The sequence below is a fragment of the Mesorhizobium sp. P170090 genome (assembly GCF_057786115.1).
The window spans coordinates 1,171,097-1,183,564 of sequence record NZ_JBYNWH010000001.1 but is presented as its reverse complement, the minus strand read 5'-3'; the positions used below and the strand labels follow the sequence as shown (position 1 = coordinate 1,183,564).

The 12,468-nt window shown below is 63.8% G+C and carries 9 protein-coding genes; 2 read left to right on the top strand and 7 right to left on the bottom strand.

Annotation, left to right across the window (positions count from 1 at the left end; all coding sequences use genetic code 11):
- Window positions 1-66 precede the first annotated feature (66 nt).
- Window positions 67-984: a membrane protein gene (locus AC3EML_RS05925; protein WP_023700421.1), complete on the bottom strand. Its 918-nt coding sequence runs from the start codon at window positions 982-984 to the stop codon at window positions 67-69.
- Window positions 985-1,315: 331 nt separating this feature from the next.
- On the opposite strand from AC3EML_RS05925, the gene AC3EML_RS05920 reads away from it, so the two are divergent.
- A complete protein-coding gene (locus tag AC3EML_RS05920) occupies window positions 1,316-2,761 on the top strand; it encodes a hypothetical protein (RefSeq protein ID WP_352520585.1) in 1,446 nt (481 codons plus the stop codon).
- 36 nt (window positions 2,762-2,797) lie between these two features.
- On the opposite strand, the gene gyrB is transcribed toward AC3EML_RS05920, so the two are convergent.
- The 3 genes from gyrB to AC3EML_RS05905 form a co-directional block, all read right to left on the bottom strand.
- On the bottom strand, window positions 2,798-5,269 hold the full coding sequence (gene gyrB / locus AC3EML_RS05915) for a DNA topoisomerase (ATP-hydrolyzing) subunit B (RefSeq protein ID WP_023671333.1): 2,472 nt from the start codon (window positions 5,267-5,269) through the stop codon (window positions 2,798-2,800).
- Between the two features lie 145 nt (window positions 5,270-5,414).
- A complete protein-coding gene (locus AC3EML_RS05910; RefSeq protein ID WP_023683525.1) occupies window positions 5,415-8,045 on the bottom strand; it encodes a caspase family protein in 2,631 nt (876 codons plus the stop codon).
- Window positions 8,046-8,121: 76 nt separating this feature from the next.
- The gene (locus AC3EML_RS05905; protein ID WP_023683526.1) at window positions 8,122-8,691 is read right to left on the bottom strand and encodes an NADPH-dependent FMN reductase; all 570 of its coding nucleotides are present in this window, start codon (window positions 8,689-8,691) and stop codon (window positions 8,122-8,124) included.
- 217 nt (window positions 8,692-8,908) lie between these two features.
- On the opposite strand from AC3EML_RS05905, the gene AC3EML_RS05900 reads away from it, so the two are divergent.
- A complete protein-coding gene (locus tag AC3EML_RS05900) occupies window positions 8,909-10,279 on the top strand; it encodes a cytochrome P450 (RefSeq protein WP_023671330.1) in 1,371 nt (456 codons plus the stop codon).
- Between the two features lie 15 nt (window positions 10,280-10,294).
- Here the strand turns inward: AC3EML_RS05900 and AC3EML_RS05895 are convergent, their stop codons facing one another.
- From AC3EML_RS05895 to AC3EML_RS05885, 3 genes are all read right to left on the bottom strand, one after another.
- Window positions 10,295-11,275: a complex I NDUFA9 subunit family protein gene (locus AC3EML_RS05895; RefSeq protein WP_023671329.1), complete on the bottom strand. Its 981-nt coding sequence runs from the start codon at window positions 11,273-11,275 to the stop codon at window positions 10,295-10,297.
- Window positions 11,276-11,379: 104 nt separating this feature from the next.
- Window positions 11,380-11,832, bottom strand: coding sequence for a DoxX family protein (locus tag AC3EML_RS05890; protein WP_023671328.1), 453 nt, complete (start codon window positions 11,830-11,832; stop codon window positions 11,380-11,382).
- 197 nt (window positions 11,833-12,029) lie between these two features.
- Window positions 12,030-12,311, bottom strand: a complete 282-nt coding sequence (locus AC3EML_RS05885; protein WP_023671327.1) for a hypothetical protein — start codon at window positions 12,309-12,311, stop codon at window positions 12,030-12,032.
- Between the last annotated feature and the right edge of the window lie 157 nt (window positions 12,312-12,468).

Sequence of the window (12,468 nt, the reverse complement as noted above, 5' to 3'; positions counted from 1 at the left end):
GGTTGTCGGTCCATCATCGGAAACAAAAAGCCCGGTTCGACCGGACTTTTCTATGTTGAAGACCGGTTAGCGGCTGGTCAGGAAAACCGCTTCCTCGTCGTCGCGCTGCCTGCCGCCCAGTGCTGCCGCAGCGCTGGCGATGAAGGCGCCGATAACCAGCGACAGGGCGCCAAGCAGGGCGAAGGTGGCGCTGCCTTTCCGCGCGGCGTCGGCGGCCTGCTTTGCCTTGACCTTGGCGTCCTCGACCCTGGCCACCAGGGCGTCGACACGCGCCTTGGCGTCGGCCTCGGAAAGCCCGGTGCGGGCGGCGACCAGCTGCGACAGATAGGTCTTGTCGTCAGCCGAAACTTCGCCTGCCGCCGCACTGGCGATGAGGATGCGCGAAGCCTGCCCGGCCGCAGCCGCATCGCTGTCCGGATTGGCCGCCGCGAGCCTGGCGGCATCAGCCGGACGGAACAGCGTATCCACGAGATAGGACGTTGCATTGTCGGCCGGTGCGCTGCCGGCATTGGCGGACGCGCCGGCCGAAGCACCCATGGCGGCGCCTGAGGCAACAGTAGAAGCCGCCTGCACGCCTGAACCAAGCACTGCCGACAGCGCCGACCCGAGAATGCCGACGACCAGCAATGTCGCCAGCGCCCAGGCGAGGAGGCCGTGCGCGGTGTCACGGAAATAGACCTCGTCGGTGTGGATGCCGACCCATTTGGTGCGCAGGCGTCCGGCAAGATAGCCACCGACCCCGGAGGACAGCCATTGCACGATGATGAGCCAGATGGCGCCGGACACCGCGAAGGTGGTCAGCGAGGCACTGGCGCCGGACCACGGCGAGACCATGGTCAGCCCCAGCCCCGAACCGAGCAGCATGAGGATGAAGGTCAGCGTCGAGGCCGCGAAGGCGCCGGCGATGATCGGACCCCAGCTGACGGCCGGGGCGGAGGATTCCGTTGAGGCGGATACGTCGACAGCCGATACGGTGGACTGCATCGACGCCTCCTACCGTACGAACAGCATGATGAGAATGATGATCGGGATCGGAATACCGAGCAACCAGAGCAAAATACCGCGTCCCATAAAGAGCCTCCCTGCGAGAAATTGATCGATGTCGTCACAATGTTCCTGAGCGATTTCCGTTCCGAAGGGCAATGAAATGATTTGCTTGCCGGGAACGGAACTATTTTCCGCGCGGCCCGAGGCACAACTGCGAAACTGTGGATTGGTTCACGGAGTTCCACATGGGCTGCCGTGTATTGTTGGCTCGGTGAGCCGGGGGTAGCATGAGCGATCCCGCCGTCGGATGTCGTCAACGGAGACGCTGATGCCCAAGACTGTCGCATCGCTGGCTTACAAAAAGGCGCAGCCCGGCCAGGCGGTGGTGATCGTGCACGGCATGGGCGAGCAGCGGCCGATGGGTACGCTGAGGGGATTCGTCCAGGCGGTCTGGAGCAGCGATCCCACCCGTGCTCCACCCTACGCCCAGATTCCCGATCCGGCCGTTTCCGGCGCCACGATCAACCAGAGCTGGATCACGCCCGACAGCCGGACCAAGTCACACGAGCTGCGCCGCATCACCACGCCCTACGACGTCGATGGCCGCCGTACCGATTTCTACGAGCTTTATTGGGCCGACATCACGCAAGGCACGACGCGCGGCCGGCTGGCCGCCTGGGTGACGAACCTGTTGTGGCGCAAGCCCGCCGACATTCCGCTCGACGCCCGCAAGCTTTACGTCGCCACACTTCTGATCGTTATCGTCATTCTGGGCGCAGCACTCGTGCTGGCAACATCGGTCTGGCAACAGGCCGTTACCTTGACGACCGGCCTGATGATCACCACCCTCGCTTCTTTTGTCATCTGGGCGGTGGATCAGTTCGCCCTGCCCTATTTCGGTGACGTCGCCGCTTATGTGCGCGCCGAGGCGGCGACGATCGAGAAGCGTGCGCTGATCCGCGACAGAGGCCTGACGTTGCTCAAGACGCTGATGAAGGACGATGCTTACGACCGCATCGTGCTGGTCTCGCACAGCCTTGGGTCGATCATCGCCTATGATTTGCTGCAGATCCTGTGGGCCGAGTTCCGGCCGCGAAGGCTGGAAGCGGTCCGCGACAAGGCCAAACTGGCGGCGGTCGAGGCCATCGACAAGGCAACGCTCGGCTCTGATGGGTCAGCGTGGCCAAACAATCTTGAAGACCTCGCCGGGTTCCGGCGCGGCCAATGGGCGCTCTACCAGCAGCTTCGGACCAAGGACGCCGACCACCCGCTGCCCTGGAAGATCAGCGATTTCGTCACGCTTGGCAGTCCGCTCTCCCACAGCGAATTCCTGGTGACCTACAATCTCGCGGAATTCAGGCGTGGCCTTGCCGAGCGCCTGTTCTCGGCTTGCCCGCCGATTGCCGATGACGGGCGCCCCGGCGGCACCGTGCTTTACCGGGAAGGACACAGCCAAGGCAAGGCGCAGCGCGCGGTGCATCATGGCGCGGTGTTTGCGGCAACGCGCTGGACGAACGTCTACGACCGCGGCAATGGCTGGGCGACAGGCGATCCGATTTCCGGTCCGATGACGGAAAACTTCGGCCCCGGTGTGGAGAACATCCAGATCGAGCTTCGCAGCTCACTTGGCCGTATCTTCACCCACACGCTTTATTGGTCATCGACGGCAAACGGCGTCGAAATCGCCCTGCCGGCGGGCACCGCGCCGCGCTCGCATCTGCAAGTGCTGCGCGACGCGGTGGACCTTGGTCGGAAGCTGGAGCCAAAGGCCTGACCCGGAGTGGAGCTCCGGCGGCAAGGCCCCCAGCCCTCAAATGTCCAGATTGGCAACTGACAGCGCGTTGTCCTGGATGAATTCGCGCCGCGGTTCGACCTCGTCGCCCATCAGCCGCGAAAACAGCGAATCCGCATCGGTGGCGTCATTGACCTTGACCTGCAGCAGCGAACGCACATTCGGGTCGAGCGTGGTTTCCCAGAGCTGCTCGGCATTCATCTCGCCGAGGCCCTTGTAGCGCTGCATGGTCAGGCCCTTGCGGCCGGTCGCAAACACCGCGTTGAGCAGCGCCAGCGGCCCCGAAATGGTTTCGGAGACATCCTTGCGGCGCAGCACCGGCGGCTCGCCATAGACTTCCATGAGGCGCGGGGCATAGCGGTCGAGCTGGCGTGCGTCGGCCGAATTTATCAGCCCGGCATCGAGCTGCGCGAATTCCTTGACGCTGCGCACCGTGCGTTCGAACACATAGCCGCCGACGCCTTCATTGGAGGTCGACAGCCGGCCGGTCCAGCCGCGCTCGGTGTCCTCGGCAATGATGTCAAGGCGCTGGGCGACGCGTTCGGCCATGGCATTGGCGCGGCCGAGGTCGTTTAGCACATCGGCGTTGAGCGCGCCGGCGATCGCCGCCTGTTCGACCACGCCCCTGTTGTAGCGCGTGTGCAGCCCGTTGATGAGCTGGCGCACGGCCAGTGCATCATCGATCGAGCCGCGCAGATCCTGTCCGGCCCGCGCCTCGCCGGAGGCAAGCGTCAGCGACGCCTCCTCCAGCCCGGAGCCGATCAGGAACTCCTCGAAGGCGCTCTCGTCCTTGATGTATTGCGAGCTTTTTCCGCGCGTCACTTTGTAGAGCGGCGGCTGGGCGATGTAGAGATGGCCGCGCTCGATCAGCTCCGGCATCTGGCGGAAGAAGAAGGTGAGCAGCAAGGTCCTGATATGGGCGCCGTCGACGTCGGCGTCGGTCATCAGGATGATCTTGTGGTAGCGCAATTTGTCGGCGTTGAACTCGTCCTTGCCGATCGAGGTGCCGAGCGCGGTGATCAGCGTGCCGATCATCTCGGAGCCGAGCATGCGGTCGAAGCGCGCCCGCTCGACATTGAGTATCTTGCCGCGCAACGGCAGGATTGCCTGGTTCTGGCGCGAACGGCCGCCCTTGGCAGAGCCGCCGGCCGAGTCACCCTCGACGATGAAGATTTCGGATTTCGCCGGGTCGCGTTCCTGGCAGTCGGCAAGCTTGCCAGGCAGAGAGGTGACGCCGAGCGAGCTTTTGCGGGTGATGTCTCGGGCCTTGCGCGCGGCTTCGCGCGCCGCGGCCGCCTGGATCACCTTGTCGATGACCACCTTGCCCTCGGTCGGGTGTTCTTCCAGCCAGGTGCCAAGCGCCTCGTTGACCAGGCCTTCGACCACCGGGCGGACTTCCGACGAGACCAGCTTGTCCTTGGTCTGGGAGGAGAATTTCGGGTCGGGAACCTTGACCGACAGCACCGCCGTCAGGCCTTCGCGGCAGTCGTCGCCGATCAGCGCCACCTTTTCCTTCTTGGTCAGGCCCGACGATTCGCCATAGCCGGTGATCTGGCGCGTCAGCGCGCCACGGAAGCCGGCCAGATGGGTGCCGCCATCGCGCTGCGGGATGTTGTTGGTGAAGGCCAGCACGTTCTCGTGGTAGCTGTCGTTCCACCACATCGCCACTTCGACGGTGATGCCGTCGCGCTCGGCCTTGATGGCGATCGGCTTGTCGATCAGCGGTTTCTTGACCCGGTCGAGATATTTGACGAACTCTTCCAGGCCGCCATCATAGTGCAACTCGTGGCGCACGAGATCGGCATGGCGGGCATCGGTCAAAATGATGCGCACGCCGGAATTCAGGAAGGCGAGCTCGCGCAGCCGGTGCTCCAGCGTGCCGAAGTCGAACTCGACCATGGTGAAGGTTTCGGACGACGGAAAGAAGGTGATCTCGGAACCGCTGCGGCCCTCATAGGTGCCGGGCTGCTTGTTCTGCTCATAGCTGCCGGTCGCCTTGAGCGGCGCATCGGCATTGCCATGCGTGAAGCTCATCTCGAAAATCTGGCCGTTGCGGCGGATTTTCAGCTTCAGCCAGGCCGACAACGCGTTGACCACCGAGACGCCGACGCCGTGCAGGCCGCCAGACACCTTGTAGGAATTCTGGTCGAATTTGCCGCCGGCATGCAGCTGCGTCATGATCACTTCGGCCGCCGAAATGCCTTCGCCAGTGTGAATATCGGTCGGAATCCCGCGGCCATTGTCGATAACGGTGACCGAACCGTCGGGATTGAGCGTCACCGTGACCAGATCGGCATGGCCGGCCAGCGCCTCGTCGATGGCGTTGTCGACCACCTCATAGACCATGTGATGCAGGCCCGAGCCGTCGTCGGTGTCGCCGATATACATGCCCGGCCGCTTGCGGACAGCGTCCAACCCCTTCAAAACCTTGATGGAATCGGCGCCGTATTCGGCCTCAGCGCCGTTGGCGTTGTCGCTTTGATCGCTCATGAAAACCTGTCTGATTGATGCCGCATGCTCAGCGCGAAAAAATGGCTTCGAATCACGCCGCTTTGATGTCCTAGATATAGGCGCAAAAGGCGGTTTTTCCAAGGTTTGCGGGCATTTCAGGGCTGAATCCCGAGCTGGCAGCCGGCTATTTTTTCGCGGCTTTCAATTTGGCCAGAAGACGGCGCAGATATTTGATCGTGGGTTTGTCCCTCGGCGCCAGTTTGCCTGTGCGGTCAAGCTCCAGCGTCAGGTCTAGCGCCTGCGACAACACAGCCTTCGGATTCTTCGCCACATAGGCATAGTTGATATAGGCCTGTACCAGATCGAATTGCCAGATCGCATTGTCCGGATCGGACAGGGCCAACCGCTGGCGGATGGCCAGGCTGGCTTCGAAGGCCTTCTTCGAGCCCTCATAGTGGCGCTGCTTGGTCTCCAGCAGGCCTATTTCCTCGAACGTGATCGACAGGTCGCGCTGCCAGTCGGAATTGCCCGGGTCGAGATTTGCCAACCGGTCGGCAATGACGAGACTGTCCTGGTAGTTCTGCAAAGCACCGGCGATATCGCCCTGGGCATCAAACACGCCGGCAATTTTTTCCAGACAGACCGACAGGTCGCGCTGCCAATCGGTGTTGCCTGGGTCGCTGGCGGCAAGGTCTCGCGCCGTGGCCAGCGCCTGCTGGTAGGCCTCCAACGCGAATGGCCAGTCCTTCTGGTCGCCGTAAGCATTGCCGATCTTGGCGTAACCGACCGACAGGTCGCGCTTCAAATCGGTGTCGTTTGAGTCGCGGCGCACCAGCGCTTCGGCGATTATTTGGCTCTTGTTGTAGGCGTCGAGCGCGCCCGCAGCGTCGCCACGCTCGCGCAGGACGTCGCCGATCCTGGTGTAGCTGACGGAGACGGCGCGCTGATGCCTGGGGTCGTCGGGGTTGTTCTGCGCCAGCGCCAGCCGAATTCTCAGGCTCTCTTCGAATGCAGTCTGGGCGCCATCCAGCTGGCCGGCGGTACGGGCAAGACCGCCGATTTCGTCGTAGGTAATGGTCAGGTCGCGCAGCAGATAGACGCTGTTCGGCTCGGCATCGGCCAATTGCTGCTTGATGGACAGGCTTTGCTGGTAGGCCTGGGCTGCCGCACCCAGGTCGCCTTGCGTGGCCAGCACATTGCCGATCTTGTCATTGGCCATGGCGAGATCGCCGAGCCAGTCCTTCTTGTCCGGCACGTCTGTGGTCAGGCCCTGCAACATGTCCCTGGCCGCCTCATAGTTTTGCAGGGAGGCCGGCAGATCGCCTTGCGCCATCTTGATGTTGGCGAACTTGATATGGCCGATGGCGAGGTCGCGCTTGACGCTCGGATCGGTTTCCTGGCGCGCTCGCTGCTCAAGATTGGCGACCAGCGCCGCAAAGGCGCGGCCGGCGGCGTCGGTGTTGCCGACCGTTGTGTAGAGGATGCCGAGCTCTTCCAGCGTGCGGCTTTGGCGGTCGGCCTGTTCCAGGCTGAGCGAGGTCTGCCCGGCTTCGCCATAGAGCGCCAGCACCGTTTCATAGTCCTTGATGGCGGTTGCATAGTCCAGGGTGGCACGCGCCGCGCCGCCCGAGAGAAATCGCGTCGCGGCTTCGGACAGGGTGCGGCTGACGAAATTGGCCTTCAACGCCTGGCGCGAGACATTGTCGACGTCGGCGGCCTTGGCGAGGATCACGCGTGCACCATCGAAAGCGCCGAGCGCCAACTGTTCCTCGGCCTGGCGGCGCAGTTCGGTCACCTGCGGGTCGTCGGCGGCCAGCGTCTTCATCTCGCCGCGCACCTTGACGAAGGCGTCGGCCGCCTCGCGCAGCTTGGCGTCCAGGCTTTCGCCGGAGAGATGGCTGGTGTCGGAACTGATCAGCGCGCCATAGAGCGGCGCCAGCGGCATGTCGGCATCGCTGGCGACCCGTTCGACCGCGCCGCGCATTTCCGGCGTCACATCGGCCATGGCAAGCAACAGCCGCTCGCGCTCCGGCAGTTGTTCCTTGGCCGCCGAGGCGAAGAACAGCTTCGGCAGCCCGCTCTCGACGTAGGGCAGCTGTTTTCCGCGCGAAAGGTCGTAGACCTCCTGCTGCACCAGCGTCAGCACCGAGCGGATTTCGAGCCCGTCGGTGCCGAGGTATTTGATCAGCGCCGCTGTAAAGGGCGAATTCGCACCGGTACCGTCGGCAGCCGTCTCGCCGGGCGCCGCCGAAAAGGCGAACAGGATGTTTTCCGCCTTGCCGACGCGTCCGAGGCCCGGCTTGATCTTGTCCACCAGGTCCTTGATCAGCGATGTGGCGCCACGCCCGTCGCCGTTGCCGCCTGTGAACGGATCGCTGCGGCAGGCGTCGAGCACGATCAGCCCGACCTTCGCCGTGGCGGCAACCGCATCGCGCACTTCCTCCAACGGCAGGCTGGTCTTCTCCAGCTGGTCGAGCGAGGAGGCATCGGCATCGACCGGCAGAAGACGGTTGTCGCCGGAGATTTCGACGCCATGGCCGGAGAAATACACCAGCGCCACGTCGGCGCCCATGGCGTCCTCGCGAAAATCGTCGAGAGCCCGGCGCATGCGCCTGAGATCACGATTGGTCTCGACCACGACCTCGAAGCCGAGCTTCTTCAGCGCCACTTCCATCACCTCGCCGTCATTGACAGGATTGGCCAGCGGCCGCACCAGCCGGTAGTCGTCCTCGGCAATGACCAACGCCACGCGCCGCTCCGCCACCGCTGTGGCGGTGGTCGCAAGCATCAACAGCAAGGCAAACAACAGGCGCAAATCGAACCGCCCCCGGCTCAGTCACCTGCCGACCATTCCACCTCTTTATGGCATGAGCAAGCCGGGGCCGGCTGCGTTACGTAGCCCGCATCGGCTTCAGCGCCCCGCTCCAGCGCGAGAGCTCGTCCAGCATGGTCTTGGTCCCACCCTCTACCTGCTCACTAGCCTGGAAGGAGCCGTCGCTCTCCAGCAGTTTCTGATACATCGGCAGCGCGACGCCTTCCGAGATGGGCATGACGCCCACCGCGGTCAGCAGCGGCTTCAGCGCCTGCGCGGCGCGCAGGCCTCCGGAAATGCCGCCATAGCTGAAGATGGCGGCTGGCTTGTATTTCCATTCGCGCGCAAGGTAGTCGATGGCGTTGACGATCGCAGGCGCCACGAAATAATTGTACTCCGGCGCCACGAACACGAAGGCGTCGGCGGCATCAATGACCTTCGACCAGGCTTTGGTGTGGTCGTTCTGGTAATTGCCGAGCCTGGGGTGATGCGGCTCGTCCAGAACCGGCAGATGGAACGTGGCAATGTCGGTCAGCACCGGTTCGAATTTGCCGTGCTCGCGGGCAAAATCCTCCAGCCAGTGGGCGAAGACCGGCCCGGCGCGGCCCGGCCGCGTGCTGCCGATTATGATGTTCAGCTTGTGCTTCAAGCGGACTCTCCTGGGCGATTGGCAGTAGCTGTTGGTAACTGTCACCTATGGCAGAGTGTCCAACCGGACAAGCCGCAACCGTTTCACCGGCGGTCACGATCCGATGAACACACCGTCTGTCGGGCACACCGGGCGCTGCAGCGTTTCAGTTTGCCGTTCGGTCACATGGACGCCCGGATTGCCAGCCACTACATCTGAGCTATCAGCGGAGCACCTCATGGACACGCAGCCCGTCCCCTTCGTGCCGCCGGCGCCCAGGCCGCGCACGACGCCGCCTTCGACGCTGGAGATGATGCGGATCGTCTACCGCAATCCGCTCGAACTGTGGGGCGAGCACACCTACAACGAGCCCTGGATTTCGGCGAATGGCGTCGGCGGGCATCTGATCGTCGCCAACGATCCCGGCCTTATCCGCCACGTGCTGATCGACAACGCCAAGAACTACAAGATGGCGACGGTGCGCCAGATGATCCTGCGACCGATCTTGCGCGACGGGCTGTTGACCGCCGAAGGCGAGGTGTGGAAGCGCTCGCGCAAGGCGATGGCGCCGGTGTTCACGCCGCGGCATATCTTCGGCTTCGCCGAGCCGATGCTGCGCCGCACGATGCAGTTCGTCGCCCGCTATGACGAAGGCGGCATGACCGATGTCGCCCATGACATGACGCTGCTCACCTACGATATCCTGGCCGAGACGCTGTTTTCGGGCGAGATTGCGGGCGAGCCCGGCAGTTTCGCGCAGGAGATCGACCGCCTGTTCGAGACCATGGGCCGCGTCGATCCGCTCGACCTGTTGCGCGCGCCCGAATGGCTGCCGCGGCTGACCCGCATCCGCGGCCGCAAGACCATGGCCTATTTCCGCAAGATCGTCACCGATACGGTCAAGATGCGCGAGGAGCGGCTGAAGCGCGACCCCGACACCGCGCCGCAGGATTTCCTGACGCTTCTGCTGCGCGCCGAAGGCCCCGACGGGCTGACGCGGGCGGAAGTCGAGGACAACATCATCACCTTCATCGGCGCCGGCCACGAGACCACCGCGCGGGCACTGGGCTGGACGATCTACTGCCTCGCCGAAGCGCCGTGGGAGCGCGAAAAGGTCGAGCGCGAGATCGAGGCCGTGCTGGCGCGCGAACCCGACCCAACGAAATGGCTCGAGGCAATGCCGTTCACCCGCGCCGCCTTCGAGGAGGCGCTGCGGCTTTATCCGCCGGCGCCGTCGATCAACCGCGAGCCGATCGAGACGGAGACCTGGAACGATCTGGTGCTCCCCAAGCGCGCGGCCGTACTGGTGATGCCTTGGGTCGTCCACCGCCACAGAAAACTGTGGGACATGCCCGACGCCTTCATGCCCGAACGCTTCCATCCGGGAAACCGCGAGAAGATCGACCGCTTCCAGTATCTGCCGTTCGGCGCCGGTCCGCGCATCTGCATCGGCGCCAGCTTCGCCATGCAGGAGGCGATCATTGCGCTGGCCATCATGCTGTCGCGCTTCCGCTTCGATGTGACCGCCGAGACCAAGCCGTGGCCGGTGCAGAAACTGACGACACAGCCGCAGGGCGGCCTGCCGATGCAGGTCACGCGGCGCGTTTAACGGCGCAACGCCTTGTTACGCGATACCGGCGGGCTTGCGCTGGAACTGGCCTGCGGCGCGGAAGCGCCAGAGATAGCTGGGCAGGATGGTGCCGATAGACTGCGGCTGGATGTCGAGGCCGGCAAGGTTCCGGTTGGCCTTGTTGGCCTCCTCCGACACGATGTTGGGCTGGCGCAGCAGCAGCACCTGGTCCTTGGTCAGCAACGGGTTGGGCAGCAGGCCGAGGATCGAGGCCTGCAGATTGGCCATCCACCACGGCACCGGTACCAGGAGCCGCTTGCGCTCGATGACGGTCAGCAGCTCTTCCATGCACTGCTTGAAGGTGAGCACTTGCGGCCCGCCGAGTTCATAGATCTGGCCACCCTTGACCTTGCCCTCGACCGAACGCGCCACGGCTTCGGCGACATCGCCGACATAGACCGGCTGGAACTTGGTCTGGCCGCCGCCGATCAGCGGCAGCACCGGCGAATAGCGCGCCATGTCGGCGAAGCGATTGAAGAAACTGTCCTCCGGTCCGAAATTGATCGACGGACGGAAGATGACGGCGTCCGGGATCGTCTCCAGGACGGCCTTTTCGCCGAGCGCCTTGGTGCGGGCATAGTCGGATTCGGCGTTGAGGTCGGCGCCCAGCGCCGAGATGTGGGTGAGCCCTGCGCCGACCGAGCGTGCGGCTTCGGCGACGGCGCGGGCGCCGAATTCGTGCACGGTGTTGAATTTCTGCCGGCCGCTTTCATGCGGGATGGCGACCAGATTGATGACATGGTCGGCGCCCTGCACGGCGCGGTCGACCGACCAGCGCACGCGCACATTGGCCTGCACCGGCTGGATCTGGCCGACATTGCCGAGCGGCTGCAGATGTCCCGCCAGATCGGGCCGGCGCACCGCCACCCTGATGCGGTAGCCGCGCTTGGCCAGCGCCCGCACGATGTGGCGGCCGACGAAGCCGGAGCCGCCGAAGACGACCACGAGCTTGGGGATCTGCAGGATTTCGGTCATGGCTGGCTCCGGCGCTCGAAAGCTTGGCTGAAGCCGTTTCATAGTCCGTTTTGGGCCAAAGGCAAAGGGTGACGCGTCGTCGCTGCCACCCTCTTATAGACCCTTCAGAACGCCTTGCCGAGGCGCGCGTCGACCGACTGGCGGTTGCCGCCGCGGATAACGAAGAACAGCAGGATCGCCGCCCATAGAAGCGACTTTTCAGCGCCGGAAAAGCCCTGGCCGACAGTGATCCAGTGGAACCAGACGGTGACCAGCAGCACGATCATGCCGGCAAAGGCGGCGGGCCGAGTCAACAGGCCGATGGCGATCAGAATGCCGCCGAAGAATTCGGTGCAGGACAAAAGCAACGACCAGAACGCGCCGGGATAGAAGCCGAGGCCTTCGACCATCTCGGCGGCGCCGAAAGGGTTGGTGATCTTCTGCGAGCCGTGAATGGTGAGAAACCCGCCGGCGACGACGCGCAGAAGGGTTTCGGCGCCGTCATGCAGCGACGAGTACAGGCGGCCAAACACCGGAATGATCAGTCTGCCGCGGGAGGCGTCGGTGGTTGCGGACATCGTAGCTCCTGTTGTTGTGATGACCTCTCGCAAACGCCCGATGGTCCCATCAAGTCAAGTTAACAAAAGTTAACTTTCACCGTCATGTTTATTGCTCACGGAGGGATGAAACGCAGAAAACCCCGCCGAAGCGGGGTTTTCCGGGCAGCATCAGGACGAAGCCAGGGGCCGACGGAGCGGCCTGACCTGAGACGGTATCAGGAGGGCGTGAAGCAAGTACGCCCACCCCAGCCCTGGACATCCGACATGGTGCCGCCGACCTGCTTGCAGGCCGCGATGAAGTCGGCGCTGCAATTGGCAAATTTGGCGTGGCCGTTCTTGCAGTAATGGTCCTCGGTTGCACCGCCGCTCGGAGCCGTGATGACGCCGGCCGAAGATGGCTTGACCGGCGCGGCCTTCAGGGAGGCCGCCTGGGTGGCGCCCATGAAAGAACCGAGCAGAAGGACTGCTATCAGCAGGGTGGTCTTGGTGTTGGTCATGATGATTTCCTTTGATTGCGGTTGATGTTTCCGGAGCGCAAAGGGCACACCCTTCGCGTGAAGCAGGCTTTCGATTTGGTTGGGTGTTTCCTCCGGTCTGGTTCGGGCAAGCTCACCTTGCCCTGGACAAGGATGGGTCGCCGCAAGACGCAAGAAG